General features: G+C 45.6%; 18 protein-coding genes. 13 read left to right on the top strand and 5 right to left on the bottom strand.

Going from position 1 to position 19,700, the window contains the following annotated elements; translation table 11 throughout:
* Positions 1–6: 6 nt before the first annotated feature.
* The gene (locus tag E5S67_RS04920) at positions 7–222 is read right to left on the bottom strand and encodes a class I SAM-dependent methyltransferase (protein WP_172185949.1); all 216 of its coding nucleotides are present in this window, start codon (positions 220–222) and stop codon (positions 7–9) included.
* Positions 223–636: 414 nt separating this feature from the next.
* Here E5S67_RS04920 and E5S67_RS04915 point away from each other — a divergent pair, with 414 nt between their 5' ends.
* From E5S67_RS04915 to E5S67_RS04895, 5 genes are all read left to right on the top strand, one after another.
* A complete protein-coding gene (locus E5S67_RS04915; RefSeq protein ID WP_172185976.1) occupies positions 637–2,208 on the top strand; it encodes an NAD(P)H-quinone oxidoreductase subunit N in 1,572 nt (523 codons plus the stop codon).
* A 143-nt stretch (positions 2,209–2,351) separates the two neighbouring features.
* Positions 2,352–2,951, top strand: coding sequence for a Uma2 family endonuclease (locus tag E5S67_RS04910; RefSeq protein ID WP_172185948.1), 600 nt, complete (start codon positions 2,352–2,354; stop codon positions 2,949–2,951).
* Positions 2,948–3,718 (top strand): class I SAM-dependent methyltransferase, encoded by a 771-nt coding sequence (locus E5S67_RS04905; RefSeq protein ID WP_216670196.1) that lies wholly within the window; start codon positions 2,948–2,950, stop codon positions 3,716–3,718. The genes E5S67_RS04910 and E5S67_RS04905 overlap by 4 nt, the downstream gene beginning before the upstream one ends.
* 220 nt (positions 3,719–3,938) lie before the next feature.
* Positions 3,939–5,549, top strand: coding sequence for a cyclic peptide export ABC transporter (locus E5S67_RS04900; RefSeq protein WP_172185947.1), 1,611 nt, complete (start codon positions 3,939–3,941; stop codon positions 5,547–5,549).
* Positions 5,539–5,967 carry a GNAT family N-acetyltransferase gene (locus E5S67_RS04895; RefSeq protein ID WP_172185946.1) on the top strand — a complete coding sequence of 143 codons (429 nt, stop codon included), beginning with the start codon at positions 5,539–5,541 and terminating at the stop codon, positions 5,965–5,967. Before E5S67_RS04900 ends, E5S67_RS04895 begins: the two co-directional genes overlap by 11 nt.
* A gap of 2 nt (positions 5,968–5,969) precedes the next feature.
* On the opposite strand, the gene E5S67_RS04890 is transcribed toward E5S67_RS04895, so the two are convergent.
* Positions 5,970–6,329, bottom strand: a complete 360-nt coding sequence (locus tag E5S67_RS04890; RefSeq protein ID WP_172185945.1) for a Spx/MgsR family RNA polymerase-binding regulatory protein — start codon at positions 6,327–6,329, stop codon at positions 5,970–5,972.
* A gap of 78 nt (positions 6,330–6,407) precedes the next feature.
* The gene (locus E5S67_RS04885; protein WP_172185944.1) at positions 6,408–6,851 is read right to left on the bottom strand and encodes a DUF4332 domain-containing protein; all 444 of its coding nucleotides are present in this window, start codon (positions 6,849–6,851) and stop codon (positions 6,408–6,410) included.
* Positions 6,852–7,253: 402 nt separating this feature from the next.
* On the opposite strand from E5S67_RS04885, the gene E5S67_RS04880 reads away from it, so the two are divergent.
* The 6 genes from E5S67_RS04880 to E5S67_RS04860 all read left to right on the top strand — a co-directional run bounded on the left by E5S67_RS04880 (position 7,254) and on the right by E5S67_RS04860 (position 14,477).
* Entirely contained in the window at positions 7,254–8,642 is a 1,389-nt protein-coding gene (locus E5S67_RS04880) for an aminopeptidase P family protein (RefSeq protein ID WP_172185943.1), read from the top strand.
* A gap of 185 nt (positions 8,643–8,827) precedes the next feature.
* Positions 8,828–10,384: an adenylate/guanylate cyclase domain-containing protein gene (locus E5S67_RS04875; protein ID WP_422614714.1), complete on the top strand. Its 1,557-nt coding sequence runs from the start codon at positions 8,828–8,830 to the stop codon at positions 10,382–10,384.
* A 215-nt stretch (positions 10,385–10,599) separates the two neighbouring features.
* Complete coding sequence (locus E5S67_RS04870; RefSeq protein WP_172185941.1) at positions 10,600–11,586, top strand: GntR family transcriptional regulator; 987 nt, start codon at positions 10,600–10,602, stop codon at positions 11,584–11,586.
* A complete protein-coding gene (locus tag E5S67_RS32245; protein ID WP_216670194.1) occupies positions 11,583–11,765 on the top strand; it encodes a hypothetical protein in 183 nt (60 codons plus the stop codon). The genes E5S67_RS04870 and E5S67_RS32245 overlap by 4 nt, the downstream gene beginning before the upstream one ends.
* A complete protein-coding gene (locus E5S67_RS04865; RefSeq protein WP_172185974.1) occupies positions 11,755–12,423 on the top strand; it encodes a nitroreductase family protein in 669 nt (222 codons plus the stop codon). Before E5S67_RS32245 ends, E5S67_RS04865 begins: the two co-directional genes overlap by 11 nt.
* 164 nt (positions 12,424–12,587) lie before the next feature.
* On the top strand, positions 12,588–14,477 hold the full coding sequence (locus E5S67_RS04860) for a hypothetical protein (RefSeq protein ID WP_172185940.1): 1,890 nt from the start codon (positions 12,588–12,590) through the stop codon (positions 14,475–14,477).
* Positions 14,478–14,540: 63 nt separating this feature from the next.
* Here the strand turns inward: E5S67_RS04860 and E5S67_RS04855 are convergent, their stop codons facing one another.
* Together E5S67_RS04855 and E5S67_RS04850 are read right to left on the bottom strand one after the other, a co-directional pair.
* The gene (locus tag E5S67_RS04855; RefSeq protein WP_172185939.1) at positions 14,541–15,179 is read right to left on the bottom strand and encodes a Uma2 family endonuclease; all 639 of its coding nucleotides are present in this window, start codon (positions 15,177–15,179) and stop codon (positions 14,541–14,543) included.
* A gap of 201 nt (positions 15,180–15,380) precedes the next feature.
* Positions 15,381–16,160 (bottom strand): ABC transporter permease, encoded by a 780-nt coding sequence (locus tag E5S67_RS04850; protein WP_172185938.1) that lies wholly within the window; start codon positions 16,158–16,160, stop codon positions 15,381–15,383.
* Positions 16,161–16,287: 127 nt separating this feature from the next.
* On the opposite strand from E5S67_RS04850, the gene E5S67_RS04845 reads away from it, so the two are divergent.
* Positions 16,288–17,445, top strand: coding sequence for an aminotransferase class I/II-fold pyridoxal phosphate-dependent enzyme (locus E5S67_RS04845; RefSeq protein ID WP_172185937.1), 1,158 nt, complete (start codon positions 16,288–16,290; stop codon positions 17,443–17,445).
* Positions 17,446–17,995: 550 nt separating this feature from the next.
* Positions 17,996–19,672, top strand: coding sequence for an AarF/UbiB family protein (locus E5S67_RS04840; RefSeq protein ID WP_172185936.1), 1,677 nt, complete (start codon positions 17,996–17,998; stop codon positions 19,670–19,672).
* The last annotated feature ends 28 nt before the right edge of the window (positions 19,673–19,700 follow it).

Below are 19,700 nucleotides of genomic sequence, written 5' to 3'. Positions count from 1 at the left end.
GGCGACTCATATTTTCTTAAGCCCGATCGACCTAAGTGCATCCTGCGCAATCGCCGCTAAACCTGTTCCGGTGGCGATATCTAGAACTTGCTGGCTCGATCGCACTTTTATCAATTTTACTAACCGAGTTGCAGCCTGTTTGTGAAATTCATTCTCGTAGTCGCGACGGTTGTTGAAGTCATTGAGAATCTGCTGTTTGTAGGCACTTAGCGAGTCAGTCATGCCGAATTACTGGTTTAACTTTCTACATTGTGGCAGTTATGGTCGATCGCGACGATAGCCGCCGGTGACATCAGTCAATCGATTTTAGATTTTAGATTTTAGATTTTAGATTAAAGAATTGAAGGATTGACCCCACGGATAAATTCGGGGGCTCCTTTATCGGATACAGGTTTTTTATTTCTGGACGGATGAATCCGGGGGCTTGTATCCTGGATGCTTTCGGTCAGCAATCTCTACAATGCCCGCAAATGTATGCAAAACCGCTACCGAGTATCCACTCCCCCGCAACAAACACCCGCTCAACTCGGCTCGCGAAGCTCTAATCCGCTACAATCTGTGTTTGGTAAAGAATTTTTACGAGTTCGCTGCCCATTACAGCCTTTGCGGCTTGTACTACCCAACCTGCGTGAAAATATGGATTTTGCTACTCTTGCCGCCCAGCTAAATGCTGGAACTATCTTACCGGAGGGAATTGTCATCATCACCCTCTTGGTTGTTCTCGTCGGCGATTTAATCGTAGGCCGCAGTTCCTCGGGTTGGACTCCCTACGTTGCCGTTGCGGGTTTGCTGGCCGCCGTCGCTGCTTTATGTTTGCAGTGGGATAACACGGATACCATCTCGTTTCTGGGCGGTTTTAACAGCGATGCCTTGAGTTTACTGTTTCGCGGAATTATCGCTTTGACTGCGGCTGTCACTATTTTGATATCCGTCCGCTATGTACTGCAAACGGGTACTGCTTTAGCGGAATTTATCGGCATTTTGCTCAGCGCTACTTTGGGGGGAATGTTCCTCAGCGGCGCTGATGAATTGGTGATGATTTTTATTTCGTTGGAAACTCTGAGTATCTCGTCTTATTTGCTGACTGGTTACACAAAACGCGACCCGCGTTCCAATGAAGCTGCTTTGAAATATCTGTTAATTGGTGCATCTTCTTCGGCGGTGTTTCTCTACGGTATTTCGCTGTTGTACGGGTTGTCTGGCGGCGAAACTAAGCTGAGTGCGATCGCAGCTAACCTTTCTACTGTGAATGAAGGTCAATCTCTCGGTTTGGTGATTGCTTTGGTTTTTGCGATCGCCGGAATCGCCTTCAAAATCTCTGCGGTTCCCTTCCACCAATGGACTCCTGACGTTTACGAAGGTTCTCCTACACCCGTTGTTGCCTTCCTTTCTGTCGGTTCCAAAGCCGCCGGTTTTGCCCTAGCAATCCGCTTGTTAACAACTGCTTTCCCCGCACTTACCGCACAGTGGCACTTCGTATTCACGGCCTTAGCCATTCTCAGCATGGTGTTGGGCAATGTGGTTGCCCTCGCCCAGACTAGCATGAAGCGGCTTTTGGCTTATTCGTCGATCGGGCAAGCCGGTTTTGTAATGATTGGTTTGGTTGCAGGAACAGAAGCCGGTTACTCCAGCATGATATTTTATCTGTTGGTTTACCTGTTCATGAACTTGGGCGCTTTCGCCTGCATCATTCTGTTCTCCCTGCGGACTGGAACCGACCAAATTAGCGAATACTCGGGTTTGTATCAAAAAGACCCGCTGCTAACTTTAACGTTGAGTATTTGCCTGCTTTCTCTCGGCGGAATTCCGCCCCTGGCTGGATTTTTCGGCAAAATTTATCTGTTCTGGGCCGGCTGGCAAGCTGGACTTTACGGCTTAGTTATCCTGGGATTAATTACCACCGTGGTTTCGATTTACTACTACATCCGCGTTGTCAAGATGATGGTAGTGAAGGAACCTCAAGAGATGTCAGATGCGGTAAAAAATTATCCCGAAGTTCGCTGGAACCTTCAGGGAATGCGGCCTTTGCAGGTCAGCGTTGTACTCACATTAGTTGCGACAAGTTTGGCAGGCATTTTGTCTAATCCTTTGTTTAATTTAGCAAACGATTCTGTTATCAAAACTCCCCTGTTGCAGTCAGCATTGAGTCACGTTATACCGATTTCTGCTGCGAAAGTTGAATCTAATTTGTTGTCTCACCGGGATTAAGTTTACCTGGTTTTGCAATATTGAAAAGCGCCTAACTTTGTGAAGTTGGGCGTTTCTTTTTTGTTGTGATATACTGTCAAGTATGATTTTTAACCGCAGATTTAGGCAGATTAACGCAGATAAAATTTAGTGCAGAGGCAACCATGTTAGTACAAACTAAAGAAAAGTTTTATACTCCAGATGAGTACCGGGAGTTAGAGGAAAGTGCTGAGTTTAGAAATGAATACCGCGATGGAGAAATTGTACAAATGAGTGGTGGTAGTATTAATCACAGCCAGATAATCGGTAATATTTATGCGTTCTTAAAATCTGCTTTGCGGGGAAAGAATGCCAGACCATTTATGAGCGATTTGCGGTTGTGGATTCCTCGGTATCGACGCGGGACTTATCCAGATGTGATGGTAGTTGGAGGAGAATTAGTTTGCACAGAGGGACGGAAAGATGAAATACTCAATCCTGTGCTGATTGTGGAAGTGCTTTCTAAGCCTACCAATAATTTCGATCGGGAGGATAAGTTTCGGTTTTATAGATCGATCCCTGAATTCCGTGAATATGTGTTAGTCTATCAATCTGAGTTTTTAGTCGCACAATATATTAAAACAGAATCAAATGAATGGTTGTTTCGGGAATATGAGGGAGAATCAGCAATAGTTTCCTTCGCTTCAATGGAAGTGCAAATGTCCATGCTCGATATTTATGAGCTGGTTGTATTTGAAACCCAGGAAACGGAAGTACAGGAATGAAATTCATCCTAGTGGGGGATGCGAAGCTTAACTTTATGACTGGCAAACCAAAATATAGCTATGAGGAAAGGAACATGACAATTGGAGAAAACCTCCAAGAACAAGTTGATTACTACCGTGCCAGAGCTAGCGAATATGATGAATGGTTTTACAGAATAGGTCGTTACGATCGCGGAGCGGAAATTAACCAGCGTTGGTTTAATCAGGTTGCCGTTGTTAAAAGTGCTTTCCATAAACTTGGCAAATTTGCAAGTGTTTTAGAGTTGGCTTGCGGTACGGGTATTTGGACTGCTGAACTTTTGCAGGTGGGCGAGGAACTCGATGCTTTTGATGCCGCGCCAGAAGTTATCGAAATTAACCGCCAAAAGCTAAATGCTTCTCAAGTTACTTACCGACAGATCGATTTATTTTCATGGGAACCCGATCGCGAGTACGATCTAGTTTTCTTTGCTTTTTGGCTTTCTCACGTACCCCCAACTTTAGTGGATGAATTTTTGGGAAAAGTTTACCGATCGGTTCGCTTTGGGGGACAAGTATTTATCGTTGACTCTTTATTTGAAGAAACATCTTCAGCCACAAATCATATTCTGAAGGATGAAACCTGTATTTCCCAAAATCGCAAGTTAAATGACGGTCGAGAATTTCAAGTTTATAAAGTTTATTACCAGTCGGATTCGCTTTTAGAAAAATTAACTAAAATCGGGTTTAAAGCCGAAGTTAAGGTGACAGAAAGCTATTTTACTTACGCTACCGGGATTAAGATTTAAAGTTTTCGTTCCTAATCTGTCGCGCTATGTTTAGAGAAGATGAGGACATTTTTGGAAAAAATTGGTCAAATAGACAGTCATGGACGCAGAGTGTCCATATATAGTTTTTTGTATGGGCAATCCCCCCGTGGTTGCCCCTAAATCGGGAAAAATTTGGCAAAATAGGTAAGGGTGCGATCGAGCTCTGACTACCGTCAAAAATCAACCTAAATAAACTTCTATGAATGTAATTTGGTTACTGTTAAAAGCTTCTTGGTTAAATGTTTCTATCGCCATACTCACAGGCTTAATCAGCGGCGGTTGCAGCGCTATGTTAATTGCTCTAATCAACCGCGCCATTAGCGACAATTCAAATCAGAATTTAGTCTGGTATTTTGCCGGATTAGCAGTTTTGGCTCTCGTCGCCGGAGTCATCTCGCAATTTTTGTTAATCTACCTTTCTCAAGAAGCTGTTTACAATCTGCGGCTGAGTTTGAGCCGTGGCATTTTGTCTACTCCTTTGCGGAATTTGGAAGAGTTGGGCGCTAACCGCTTGCTGGCAACTCTCACAGATGATGTGGGAACGCTTTCTAATACTATATTTTTGATTCCTTTTCTCTGTGTTGATATCGCCGTTGTTATCGGCTGCTTAACTTATTTAAGCACGATTTCGGGTACAGTTTTTGTTGTTGTATTTTGTTTTATGGTGCTGACGATTTGCACGGTGCAGTTGTTGCTCAATAAAATGCGGAAATTCTTCGATTTAGCTAGAGAAGAACAAGATATATTGTTTAAGCATTTTCGCAGTATTACTGATGGAATTAAGGAACTAAAACTGCATTCCTTGCGGCGCCAAGAGTTTTTTACGGAAGAATTGCAGGGGAGTGCTGATGCTTCCCGCAATTATAACGTGACTGCTTTGAATACTGGTGCAGTTGCGATGGGAGTTGGGCAGTTGCTGTTTTTTATGCTGATGGGTTTGTTGTTATTTGTCTTACCCAAATTTGTGCCGGTTTCTACTCCGGTTTTGTCAGCTTACATTCTGACAAGTACCTATTTGATGTCTCCGTTTAACAATATTTTGCAAAGGTTGCCGGCGCTTTTTCGTGCTAATACTTCTGTGGAAAAGATAGAGAGAATGGGATTGGCTTTGGCGAGTCAAGCTGAGATAACTTCAACGGTTAAACTGCCTGACACGGCTCAGTGGGAGACGCTGGAGTTAAATCGAGTAATTCACAGCTATCCGGGAGAAAAAGAAGACAGCAATTTTAGTTTGGGCGAGCTTAATTTGAAGTTTCATCCCGGTCAATTGGTGTTTATAATTGGCGGGAATGGCAGCGGTAAGTCTACTTTAGCTAAGTTAATCACTGGTTTGTATATTCCTGAATCTGGAAAAATTATACTAGATGGCCAGCCGATTACTGAGGAAAATCGAGAGTGGTACAGGCAGCATTTTTCTGCGATTTATTCGGATTTCTATCTGTTTGAAAGGCTTTTGGGGATGACTAATCACGATTTGGACAAGCAGGCTGCTGAATATTTGCGAGAGTTTCATTTGGAAAATAAAGTTGAGGTGAAAGACGGAGTTTTGTCAACTACGGCTTTGTCTCAGGGACAGCGAAAGCGGCTGGCTTTGCTGACGGCGTATTTGGAGGATAGACCGATTTATTTGTTTGATGAATGGGCTTCGGATCAAGATCCTTTTTTCCGGGATATTTTTTACAAGCAGTTGCTACCGGAGTTGAAGCGGCGGGGGAAAACGGTGTTTGTGATTAGTCACGATGACCGCTATTTTGATTTAGCCGATCGCGCAATTAAACTAGATTACGGTAAAGTAGAGTATGACCGATAAAATCGATAAGTACCGAATTGTCGAAATTTTGACCGAAAGCCAGGTTTCCGACTTGATGGATTTATACAAAAACGAGTTTTGGAGCGACAAGCGGACGCGGCAGGATGTTGTGAAAATGCTGGCTGCGACTGATGTTATCATTGGTTTTGTCGATGATAGCGATCGACTAATTGGCATTAGCCGCGTCATTACCGATTTCGTATACAGAGCCATGATTTTTGATCTCATTATCAAGCCGACACACAGAAAGATGGGACTGGGTGCGAAGTTGATGGATGCTGTTTTAAGTCATCCTGAACTGCAAGCTGTCGAGCATTTTTATCTTAATTGTTTGCCGAACATGATGCCGTTTTACCAGCGTTGGGGTTTCTCAGATGATGTGGGCGAACTTAAGTTTTTGCGGCGAACAATAGGCTAAACTCAGCTTGTTGAAAACCCCAATTTTTCTCTAATGGCGTCTTCTTTGAAACCTACTAAAACAGCAGTTCCATCTTTAACGAAAAGAGGACGTTTCAGCAGCATCGCATCCTTTGCAAAAGCCTCTACCCACTGTTCGCTAGTCCAATTATTTTTGTCATCGCCCAAAGCGCGATAAGATTGACCGGAAGTATTTCGCATAGGTTTAAAACCCAAAGCAGCTACCCAGCTTTGAATTGTTTCGCGAGTCGGCGGCTGTTCTTTTGTGTTAATGAACTCGTAAGTAACAGCGCTATCTTGGAGCCACTGGAAAGCTTTTTTGCAGGTTCCGCAGTTCGGGATTCCGTAAACTTGAATTGACATAATAATGATTGTTGACTGTTGATTGTTGACTGTTGACTGTTGGCTAATACCAACTGACAACTGACAACTAATAACTGACTACTGACTGCTGACTAATCTAGCTTGTTGAACCCATTTTTGCACGCGATCGACTGAAGGAGTTAAGTCATTGCGCTGCATTGTCGCTACGTGCAGCCTTAAAATTTGTTGGTGCAATCTCTCCACGGGCATTTGAGCCAATTGAGCCGGAGAAGCAACTCCGGCGTGAAGTAACAGCCCGCAATACTGACACCCTACACTCGGAATTCGAGCCAAATTTGCCATCGCTACCCATTTATTAACATATTGAATGTTAATCTGTAATTGATGCGCTAGCAACACTTTCGCAGCCTGCGTTTTCGTCATGCGAATTAGTTGTTCGGTTGTGGTGATGCTGCACTCTTCCAGTTGAGACTGGTTTTCCTTGCTCAATCCCGGTAAGTGTGCGATCGGCCAGTCGCGTAGTTGCAAGGAAGTTTGAGGAGCTTTGTGAACAGTTTTCATGTTTTTTTATGTACATTTTACTTATACTTTAAAGTCTAAAATATAAAATAGTCAATAGATGCGATCGCTCATGTCACAAAATCAACAAACACCCGACAAACAAATTTGGCTGATTGCGGGTATTGCCACCGACGATGCTAATTGTCGGCGGAGTCGCACTTCCAGCTTTTTTGTCCTAGCAGTCTGACAGTGTTATTACTGATGAACAAAATCATGCAGACGAACACGACAAATACGATCGAAAAAACCGCCAAACAGATGATAGCAAGGAAGAAGATAAAGACGAAACTTTTTCCAAAAATGACGGCAAACTTGGCAGTCAGGACTTTAGTGCTTTAAGGCAGAAAACAAAAAAACTCCCGGCTTACTGCAAACCAAACTCAAAATAATTGGTTTTTACCCATGAGAATTACAAAAAGTGATAAGTTTTTAGCAAATAGTTTACACGAACGGCGGCAAAAACTAGCCAGTTTAATTGATTTTCCTACAATTCTCTGGTCTGGTTGCAGCATTCCTCGCAATTATCCGGCACTTACTTATCCCTTTCGCGCCAGCAGTCACTTCCTATATTTTGCTGGTTTGCCCTTAGAAAATGCTGCCATTCGCTTAGAATCTGGCAAATTAGAACTGTTCTTAGATGACGCACCTGCTAGCAGCACTCTTTGGCACGGAGAGATGCCTAAAAGAGCAGAAATTGCCGAACTAATTGGGGCTGATGCTGCTTTCCCAATGGCCGAATTGAAAGCGCGTTCGACAAATGCAGCAACTATCGCCGTTCAGGATTCTTTGACTCAGTTGCAACAGTCTCAAATTCTCGATCGCCCTCTGGCACCGCCCAAATCCCCAACCGGAATCGACCTAGAATTAACTCAGGCGATCGTATCTCTGCGCCTGAGCCACGATACAGCCAGTTTGGCCGAATTGCGTCAAGCTGCGGCTGTCACCGTAGAAGCTCACAAAGCGGGAATGGCGGTCACTCGAAATGCTCAAATTGAAGCAGGGGTGCGCGCTGCAATGGAAAGTGTCATCATCTCCAAAAATATGACCTATGCTTATCCCAGTATCGTGACTGTGCATGGGGAAGTCCTGCACAGCGAACATTATCACAATCCCCTACAAACAGGAGATTTGCTGTTAGCAGATGTCGGTGCGGAAACATCAACGGGATGGGCGGCTGATGTGACTCGCACTTGGCCAGTTTCTGGCAAGTTTTCTCCGACTCAAAGAGCGATTTATGATGTAGTTTTGGCAGCGCACGATGCTTGTATCGATAAAATTAGTCCGGGCATGGAATATCAAGACATTCACCTGTTAGCTGCTCGAATTATGGCGGAAGGATTGGTTGATTTGGGCATTTTGCGGGGGAATGTTGAAGATTTGGTAGAAATGGACGCTCACGCGCTGTTTTTTGTCCACGGTATCGGACATTTAATCGGTTTGGATGTTCACGATATGGAAGATTTAGGAGATTTGGCTGGCTATGAAGAAGGAAGAACTAGAAGCAGTCGGTTTGGGTTGGGATTTTTGCGGCTGAATCGAGTTTTGCGTCCGGGAATGCTGGTATCGATCGAACCGGGATTTTATCAAGTTCCGGCAATTTTGAATGACTCTGAAAATCGTGTCAAATATAAAGATTTTGTTAAGTGGGAGGAGTTGGAAAAATTTGCAGATGTGCGGGGAATACGCATAGAAGATGATATACTTGTCAGCGAAGAGGGTAGAGAAGTATTGACAGGGAAATTGCCGACAAAAGCTCTGGAGATTGAGGAGTTAGTTGCGGTAAGTGCATAAGTATCGATTGAATTAGATCGATCGCCCTCAGTTCGATCGGGTATGAAAAAAGATAAATAAAGATGAATAAAGCTTGGCAAATAGGTCTTTTGGTGCTCGTTGAAAAACTTGCCGCGCAAGTCCAAAAATTCGCAGCACAGAGACTTGCGCGCATTTTTCAGAAACGTGTATCCTCGCCACCGCCGATGCAAGCTGCACCTTTGCCCAGCAACGAAGAAGAGAGGCTAGAAGCACTTTACCGCTACCACATTCTCGATACAGATGCCGAAGCAGCTTTTGATGACCTAACAGCTTTAGCCTCTTATATTTGCGGCACTCCTATTGCTTTAGTCAGCTTAATAGATTCTAACCGACAGTGGTTTAAATCAAAAGTCGGTCTGGAAGCGCCAGAAACTCCGAGAGAGTTAGCTTTTTGCGCCCACGCTATTTTAAATCCCAACGAATTGCTAGTTGTACCGAATGCTCTAGAAGACGATCGCTTTGCCGGCAATCCGCTAGTAACTTCCGAACCCAATATTCGATTTTATGCTGGAACCCCGCTAGTAACTGCTGACGGTTTCCCGATCGGCACTTTGTGCGCGATAGATACAGTTCCTCGCAAACTCACTCCAGAACAGCTAGAAGCGCTGCGGACTTTAGGGCGGCAAGTTATTACCCAAATGGAGTTGCGAATTAATCTGACTAAATTAAAGCGCGCACAGGTTCGGCAGAAACAAGTTGAAGCAAAACTCCGTTCAACTGACGAGCAAATTGTCAATTTTTTGGAAGGGATGAGCGATGCTTTTTTTGCTTTCGACCTCCAGTGGCGATTTACTTACGTCAATTACAAAGCAGCGCAATTTCTACAGCGATCGCCGGAAGAACTTTATGGTAAAAATTTTTGGGAAGAGTTTCCAGAATTAGTGAATTCGGATGTTTATGAAGAGTATCATGGAGCTGTAGCAAAACAAGTTGGAGTGGCTTTTGAACAATATTATCGTCCCTTAAAAGTATGGGTGGAAGTCCGGGCTTTTCCTTCTCATGACGGCATTTCAGTGTTTTTTCACGACATAACCAAGCGCAAGCGGATGGAATCAGCACTCAGGAAAGAACAGAAAAAAACTGAAAGTTTACTGCTAAATATTTTGCCAGAACCGATCGCCGACAGGTTGAAGTACCAACCGGGGTTGATTGCAGATAAGTTTGAAAAAGCAACAATTCTTTTTGCTGACTTGGTGAATTTTACCCAAATTTCTACCACCATGTCCGCAACTAAATTAGTGTACTTACTGAATGAAATTTTCTCAGCTTTTGACCAACTCAGCGAGAAGCACGGCTTAGAAAAAATCAAGACGATCGGGGACGCTTACATGGTAGCAGGCGGTATTCCCATTGAACGCCCAGACCACGCAGAAGCGATCGCCGAAATGGCGCTGGATATGCTAGCGGCAATTAAGGAATTAAATGTGAAGCTAGACGCGAAATTTGACCTCCGCATCGGGATTAATAGCGGCCCGGTGGTAGCGGGCGTAATCGGCACTAAAAAATTCATTTACGATTTGTGGGGAAATGCCGTGAATACAGCCAGCCGCATGGAATCTCACGGCATAACAGGTCGCATTCAAGTCAGCCACTATACTTATGAGTTGCTGCAGGATAAATATGAATTTGAAGATCGCGGCGAGATCGAGATTAAAGGTCAAGGGGAAATGCGGACTTATTGGCTGACGGGCCGAAAAACAGCAAGCGATCTCAAAATTTGAGAGTAAATAAAACTCAGAGTTGAAAGTACCCGATCGTTGAGAGAAACTCCGGAGGCTGCGATTAATCGCCTCTTCGGCGCGATCTTCCTGTGGCAGAACGGCTGCTGCAGATCCACCAAATAAGATTATGCTATAGACAGAGATATCCGAGCAATCCTAGGCGCGGTACTCGACGTTATAAAAATACTAAGTTGAAGTCGTCGGAGCCTTTAATAATGGTTCAATTTCATATTCAAACCGATAGCGATATTCCAGCATCCACCCAACTATTCAATCAAATCAGGTTTGCGATCGCCTCGCGACAATTTCCGCCCGGACACCGCTTGCCCAGCACCAGACAGCTAGCCATGCAGACGGGTTTGCACCGCAACACCATCAGCAAAGTATACCGCCAGCTCGAAAATACCGGACTCGTAGAAGCCCAAGCAGGATCGGGCATTTACGTCCGCGCTCAAGGCAACGAAGTTGTAGGCAACAAACTCAAATCTCCGATCCTCGAAGAATATCCCCTTGCCAACAAAATAGTGCAAGGAAGTATCGATCAACTGCTGGAACAGGGCTGTACGCTCAACCAAGCGAGGGAATTATTTTTGGCCGAAATTGACTGGCGGCTCAGGTGCAGCGCCCGAGTGGTCGTCACAGCCCCCACAGAAGACATCGGCGTGGGCGAGCTGATGGCGAAAGAACTCGAACAAGCTCTCCGCATTCCCATACAGTTAGTGCCGATGGAACAGCTAGGTACTTTTTTGGATCAAATCTCTTCGGGAACTGTGATCACGAGTCGATATTTTATCGGAGAAGCAGAATCGATTTCGGCACCGCGTTCGGTGCGAGTTATTCCCGTAGACATCTACGACTACAGCCAGGAAATCCAGTTAGTGGGGGGTTTGCCTAAAGACAGTTATTTAGGGCTCGTCAGCCTGAGTCCGGGAATGCTGCGATCGACCGAAGTCATCATCCACAGCATCCGGGGAGAGGATTTACTGGTGATGACGGCTTTGGTGTCAGACGAGTACAAGATTAACTCGATCGTGCGATCGGCCAGAACAATTTTTTGCGACCAACCGAGTTTTGCTACAGTAAAAGCTGCCATCAATGCCGCTAGAGAAGATATTATTCGTCCCCCGCAACTGATATGCTCCGAAAATTACATCGGCTCTAAGTCCATTAATTTGCTCAAGCGCGAGTTGGGCTTGGGATGACGAAGGAAGAAGGAAGAAGGAAGAGGGAAGAAGGAAGAAGGAAGAAAAACAATTCAACTTTTTTAAGTTACCAATCCCAATGCCCAATGCCCCAATCCCAATGCCCTGTTTGGCCAATGCCCTGTTTGGCCAATGCCCAATTACCAATTACCAATTACCAATCAATCCATGACAATTGAAATCCAACCTTCAATTAATGTTAAAACGGCGATCGAAAGCCGACGGGCCGCGCGCAGTTTCAAACCCGATCCGATTCCCCCAGCAATATTGGCAGAGATTTTGCGGTTGGGAGTGCGATCGCCCTCCGGTTACAACTTGCAGCCTTGGCGGTTTATTGTACTTCAAGACCCAGCCAGCAAAGAAAAATTAAAAGCTTGCGCTTTCGATCAGCGCCAAGTGGTAGAAGCCCCAGTAGTATTAATCTGTTGTGGCGATCGGCGCGCCGGTGAACCCGAAAACACCGAAGCTGTCATCGAATTGGGCAAAGCTGCAGGCGCAATGAATGACAATTTAGCAGGTTATATGCGACAAGCAATCCCGCAATTGTTCGAGAACCGTCCCTGCTTCGAGTCCCTAGAAACTTGGACAAACAGGCATACAATGCTCGCAGTAGCTCACTTAATGATTGCAGCTAAAAGCTTTGGGGTAGACAGTTGTCCGATGGAAGGTTTTGTCGGCGCTAAGGTGAAAGAAGCCTTTCAAATTCCCGAAGAAGTAGATGTTTGCTGTTTGCTGCCGCTTGGTTATGCAGCAGAACCTTTGAAACAATACGGCGGGCGTTTTGAGGTGACTCAAGTTTATTACAGTGAAAGTTATGGAGAGACTTTGCAAGTTTAGATTTGAGAGTTAAGATTTTGTTGCAACTTGAATTTTAAGAGTTAAGATTTGGGATGAATTGGTGTCAAAGTTCAAACAAATCAAAAATCCCGACAGTTCTGCAATCTAAAATCTAAAATTCCCAATCAAAAATCGAAAATGGTGATCTCAGACAGAGGAAAAATATGACAGTAGCAGCGCGACAAACCAACGCCCAAATTCTAGAAGTAAAGTTGCAGCAGCACTTGCAAGCAGCCGGATTTAAAAATTTACCGCTTTATATTAGTTGCGATTTTCGAGATGACTCTTTAACGGTTGTGGGAGAACACCCGCGCAGTTTAGTTCTCAAAGCAAAACCGACTTTTGCGGTGCTAGAAGCAGCAATTATCGAAATTGAACCGGAATCTATTCAACAGATTGGACTTTGCCTAAAAATTACCGGGCAAAAACAGCCTTATGCTTTCCATTCTTTTACCATGCACCAGCCTGTTTTGTCTAGAGCCAAAACAGTGCAGTTGTTCAAAAAAACAGAGAATATCCCCGCAGCAGAAACCGGGATAGTTTTAACAGAAAATGCGGCACAGACGGCGGATGTAGAGGAAGAGATACCGTTAGGAACGGATGGGAAAGATGCGTGGGATGAAGAATATTTCCCCAATTTTTCTGAGAGTTCCAGCAATTCCGATCCGATCGCCTTTAAGGTAGCTGCAATACCGACAGATTTTGCAGAAAATCCCTTCAATCCGCTGGATATGGAAGCGGTAACAGTTGCCCAAAAAACCAAGCATTCACCGTTTGCGATGCTGGCTGCTGCAGGAATGGTCAGCATGGCGGCGCTAATTTTGGCAGGCGGTTATTATATGCTGAGCCGCCCCTGCGTCATCGGAGAATGTACTGCATTAGCTAATGCCAAGCAGTTGAGCGAGAATTCGACGAAGACGCTGAAAACGTCAAAAGTTGCCAACAGTCCCCAAGAAGCGCAGCGACAGTTAAAACAGGCGATCGCCCTTTTAGAACCGATTCCCTCCTGGTCAATTCATCGCGGTGAAGCTCAAAGCGCCCTGGAAAACTACCGGAAGCAAAATCAAAATTTAAACTCTGCGATCGATGCAGCGCGCTTCGCACAGTCGGCAGCCCAGAAAACCCAAAATCCGCCTTATTCGGCCGAGAACGGTCAGGAAGCGCAAGCTCTGTGGCAAAGTGCGATCGCCGAACTCGGAGAAATCCCCACAGACAGCCCAGTTTATCCGTTTGCTCAGAGAAAGTCAAAAGAATACCGGAAGAATGTAGCAACTGGAAATCGGCAGTTAAGCACAGAGAAACAAGCCGAAAAAACGCTGCTCGCCGCCAAAAATACAGCCCAAATAGCAGAAGCTCGCGAAGCCGTAGCTCAGACAGCCGAGACTTGGGCTCAAGTGCAATCAGGTTGGGAAGAATCCCTCGACATCCTATCAGAAATTCCCACGAGCACGACATCTTACCAACAAGCTAAACTGCTAGTTCCCAAATACGAAACCAAACTTTCAGAAGCTCGCGAGCGCAAAAATGTCGAAGGAATTTCGGAAAATGCGTATACTCAAGCTGTGACTTTAGCAGCGGAAGCTCGAATTTTTGAGGGCAAAAACGCCTGGTTTAAAGCATCAGAATACTGGCGGAGAGCTTTGAGTTACGCGGAGCAAGTGCCGGCGGCAACTTCATTTTCCGAGAAAGCCCAACCGCTGCTCGCTTCCTACAAAACTTCCTTGCAGCAAGCAGAAGTAAGGTTGCAGGAAGAAAGAAACCTGCAAAAAGCCCGCACCGATTTAGATAGAACTTGTAAAGGCAACCCCAAGATTTGCGACTATACTGTTAGCAAAGGTTTGATTGCCGTGCAGATGACTCCTAATTACGTGCAGAAACTGCAACAAACTTTCATCCAAGCTGAAAACAATAACGCTACCAAGACTCGCCAAGCCGTAGAGAAGCACGTTCAAACATTGCAAAAAGCCTTGGAGGCGATCGCCGAAAACGCCAAAATCCCGATGCAGGTGTACGATGGCGAAGGCAAGCGCATTGCGAGTCACGAACCGAAGTAGTTGTAGTTGTAGGGTGCGTGAGGGCGAAAAATTTGTCAGTCAGAACGATCGCAATATTTACACTCACGCATCACCAGCAATTTCACCCGCAGTCAATCCAGCTTGAAAAACTTGTTGCGCCGTCAAATTCAACTCTGGAAAAGCTGCGGATTCGATGTTGTCATCTCCCCGAAATTGACTAACTTCGTACTCATCATCAATCAACCGATAAATCGAAATAGTCGGTTGCTTGGGATTTCCGATCAACCTGCGGCCACCCAACCCGAGATAATCCACAATCCAATATTCAGGAATCCCGATTAGTTCATATTCGCCCACTTTCCTGATGTAGTCATCTTGCCAGTTAGTGCTAACTACTTCAATAACCAGCGGAATTGATTCGCCTTGAGTCACAGTTGAGAACTTTTGCCACAGAGGTTCTGATGCTAAATTTTGGCGGTTTAATATCAAAATATCTGGAGAATAAGCAGAGAGGTTTTCGATCTTTTTAACTAAGGCTTGTTTGGGGAAAATGTACGGAAGTTTTCGCCTTCTGGACTCAGCGTTTAACTCTGAACCTAAAAAACTGATAACTTCTTCATGCTCTCCTAATGGCTGTGACATTTCAACAATCTCTCCATTGTGCAGTTCATAACGTGCATTTTCGGGCTTCCATTCCGCAAATTCTTCAAAAGTTAGCGGTTTAGTTGCAGTTTGAATCATGGCTATTCTCCTTAGTGATGACTGGGGCGGGCTATTCTGCTCACCCCACAAGATAACTCACTCTGTGTGGAACAGGCCGGAAAGCCTGTTCAATAAAATAAGGCTAAATGCAAGTTCCTACATACATTATATTACCAATTATCAATGCCCAATTATTAATGCCAAATTCCCAATAACCAATGCCAAATTCCCAATAACCAATTACCATTTTATCAATTGTGCATCTTGATTGAAAAACTTCCGGGACAATCCCTCTGTCAACAGCAGAGTTGCGATTACAGTTGCCAGCGCTAACACAAACATAATCAAAATCTGGTAAGATGCTGCATCGAGAGGACTGACACCGCTCAGCATTTGACCTGTCATCATCCCGGGTAAAGTTACGATTCCTACCACCGTCATTGTGTTTAATGTCGGGATTAATCCAGCTTTGATAGCATCTTTGCGGTACTGCTTTACTGCTTGCTGCGGCGTCGAACCTAAACTTAAATGGGTTTCTATTTCTAACTGGCTGCTATTAACTGTACTCACAAGTCTTTCGCCCGCGATCGCCCCGGAGTTCATGGCATTGCCCAAAATCATACCCGCTAAAGGAATCAGGTATTGCGGTTCGTACCAAGGGTCAGGTTGCAAAATTAGCAAGTTTGTATAGGCGAGAGTCAAGGCCGTACTGATAAAAATTGAACCCCAAACTAAGGGCAGTAAGTTCTTGATTTTTTTGCTGATGCGGTTGCTGGCCACCATGCTAGCTGTTGTCAGCATGATTGCTAAAACTGCTAAAACTAGCCAAGGATTTTTCCCCTCGGGGTCAAATACGACTGCGAGTACGTACCCGACTAAGATTAGCTGGATCAGGGTGCGCCCCGCGGCGATCGCGATCGCCCCCTCCAATCCCAATCCTTGCCACGCCGAAAGCCCGATCGCGATCGCCACCATCCCCAAAGCCCAACCCAAATCTGTAAAATCTAGCAGAATTAACACCGGAGAACCCTTTCGATAATGTGATTGTTTGCCTGTCCAAATATAAGATATTGCAATAAAGGTTTCTGAGAAACAGTTTTGCTGCAAGAATTTGCTTTGATAATGGTTGAAATTTGTGGTGTGAAGAGTGAATAATGTCCCCCCCCTCGACTTAACCCGCCAATACGCGCAGATTGGCGATGAGATAAGCGCTGCAGTGCAAAAAGTGCTTGCCTCTGGCGGCTACGTAGGCGGCCCGGTCGTAAAGAGTTTTGAACGAGAGTTCGCCGACTACACGGGAGTTTCCGAGTGCGTTGGCTGCAACTCCGGCACCGATGCCCTGATTTTGGCCTTGCGAGCCCTCAAAATTGGCCCCGGCGATGAAGTGATTACCACTCCTTTTACCTTTTTTGCTTCGGCTGAGGTAATTAGCGCCGTCGGTGCAACTCCCGTATTTGTCGATATTGACAGCGGGACTTTTAATCTGGATGTCGAGCTCCTCGAAGCCGCAATTACCGACAAAACTAAGGCAATTATGCCAGTACACATCTTCGGCCAACCGGTAGACATGACTCGGCTGATGGAAATTGCGACTCGGCACAATTTAGCCGTAATTGAAGATTGCGCGCAGTCTGTCGGGGCCGAGTGGCAGTCTCGAAAAGTCGGCAGCATTGGTCATGTCGGCTGCTTCAGTTTTTATCCGACCAAGAACTTAGGCGCTTGCGGTGACGGTGGGGCGGTGACGACAAATGATCCAGCCCTCGCAGCTTCGATGCGAGTGCTCAAAGAACACGGACAGTCTTCTAGATATTTCTACGAAGAAATCGGGTACAACAGCCGTTTAGATGCCCTGCAAGCGGTGATTCTCAGCATTAAATTGCGGTATCTCGACAGTTGGAACGCTCAGCGGCAGGAGAAAGCGACACTTTACAGCGAATTTCTCTCCCGCGTGCCCGGAGTTGCCGTTCCCAAAGAATTGCCGGAAGCAAAAGGAGTTTGGAATCAATACACGATCCGGCTGACAAGTCCAGAAGACGCGCAAAATCCCTCTAGCAATTTTCGAGATTGGATGCGGGCTCAGTTGCAGGAATCCGGCATCGGTTCGATGGTTTACTATCCGTTACCTTTGCACCTGCAACCTGTTTACAAATCTTTGGGCTATCTCCCCGGTCAGTTGCCACAGGCCGAGCAAGTTTGTCGCGAGGTCTTGTCTTTGCCGATGTTTCCCGAACTGTCGAGGGATCAACAAGAGCGGACGATTTATGGGCTGAAAGATTGCTTGGCAAAGGGCGATCGCATCCGGTAGCTTTGGCGCGATGGCAGAAGCGAGGGAAATGCAGGAGGAGAAAAGAATTGCAGGGTTGCAGTGCTGTGAGAATGTGCAGCGGTCAGTCGATTTTAGATTTTAGATTTTAGATTTTAGAATTACTCCACAGATAAATCTGGGAGCTTGAACTAGGGTCTAAAATTTTTATCTTTCCACGACTTAAGTACGTGGCAGCGTATCCGTTTTTGGGGTGGGTCAGGGAGAGCCGTTAAGTATTTTGACCGATCACTTGTACTTTTATGTACTATATTTAATGAAAAGAAACAAATTTAGGCTAGCAATCCGCCTCGAACGGGTGCATTTTCCGCTCGCCTAAAACTTGCAATGCGATCGGTCAATGATGAAGAAGGAAGAAGGAAGAAGGAAGAAGGAAGAAGGAAGAGGAAGAAGGAAGAAGGAAGAATAAAGAATGTTTGAACTTTCGACTTCCCATCCCCGATGCCCGATACCCGATGCCCGATGCCCGATGCCCGATGCCCAATTCTCAATTTAACCTGTAATTTTCAGAAGATAAGAGGAAAATAAACGAGTGCCTCAGTATCAATTCACTCAGGCTAGACGCTACGATCCACAAGCGATCGCTCATTATTACCGCAACCGTCCTTGGAAAGCAATTTGGCGCGCAATTACCGTTATTTGGTCTTTTGCGGGCTTCGTGCTGGGGATGCTGTGGGACAGTTGGCAGCACGAAGTCGCAGCACACCAGCCGGAACGGGCCGCCCACCTGCGACAAATACTCACTCGCTTGGGCCCAACTTTCATAAAAGTCGGCCAAGCCCTTTCTACCAGACCGGATTTGATCCGCAAAGACTTTCTCGAAGAATTGATCAAACTTCAGGATCAATTGCCGCCGTTTGACTCGGTGCGCGCTTTCGAGATTATTGAAGCGCAACTCGATCGCAAAATTAGCGAAACCTATAGCGAAATCTCCCCCGAACCTGTCGCAGCGGCAAGTCTCGGTCAAGTCTACCGAGCTCGCCTCCTCACCGGAGAAGCAGTAGCAGTCAAGGTTCAGCGACCGAATTTGCTACCAGTCTTGAGCCTCGATCTTTATTTAATGCGCTGGGCGGCTGGATGGTTGGGCCCATTGTTGCCGCTGAATCTCGGTCACGACCTTTGTTTAATAGTCGATGAATTCGGTATCAAATTGTTCGAGGAAATTGATTATATCAATGAAGGACGGAACGCCGAGAAATTTGCTACAAATTTTGCCGACGACCCGACAGTAAAAGTTCCGAGTATTTACTGGCGTTATACATCAAATTGCGTTCTGACTCTCGAATGGATTGAGGGTATCAAGCTGACAGATATAGAACGTGTTAAAGCCGCAGGTTTGGATACCGATAGTTTAATTGAAGTCGGAGTCCGCAGCGGTTTGCGGCAGTTGCTGGAACACGGATTTTTTCACGCTGACCCCCATCCGGGAAATCTGTTTGCCTTAGCGGACGGCCGCATGGCTTACATTGATTTTGGGATGATGGATCAGATGGAAGAAACAACTAAAGAAACTTTGGTTGATTCTGTCGTTCATTTGATCAACAAAGATTATTTAGAGTTAGCCAAGGATTTTGTCAAACTTGGCTTTTTGACTCCAGATACAGATATTATGCCGATCGTCCCGGCGTTGGAATCTGTACTCGGTGATATCGTCGGCGAAAAGGTGTCAGATTTTAACTTCAAAACGATTACAGACCAGTTTTCGGAGTTGATGTACGATTATCCTTTCCGAGTGCCGGCGAAATTTGCCTTAATTATTCGCTCTCTGGTGACAGAAGAAGGTTTGGCCCTGACGCTGAATCCCGATTTCAAGATAGTCGAGGTGGCGTATCCTTATGTAGCGCGGCGTTTGTTGAACGGAGAATCTCCGGCACTGCGGCGGCGTCTGATTGAGGTATTATTCAAAGATGGCAAATTCCAGTGGAACCGGTTAGAGGACATGATCGCGATCGCCCGATCCGATCGCAGTTTCGACTTGCTCCCCACCGCCCAACTAGGCTTGCAATATTTGCTGTCAGATGAAGGGTCGTTTTTGAGACGCCAATTGATATTGGCTTTGATAGAGGACGATCGACTCCACACCGAAGAAGTTCGCCGCCTGTGGAACTTAGTCAAGGAAGACTTGCAACCAGGTCGCCTGTTTAACGTTGCTCTAGGCGCTTTGGCGGATTTTTCCACAACAGGAGCAGCGGCGCTAACTCGATTTTAATTAGAAGGAAGAAGGAAGAGGGAAGAAG

This window comes from Microcoleus asticus IPMA8, assembly GCF_013179805.1.
GTDB lineage: Bacteria > Cyanobacteriota > Cyanobacteriia > Cyanobacteriales > Microcoleaceae > Microcoleus > Microcoleus asticus.
Note: the sequence above shows the minus strand (reverse complement) of the source record. Positions and strands in the feature narration are given on the sequence as shown.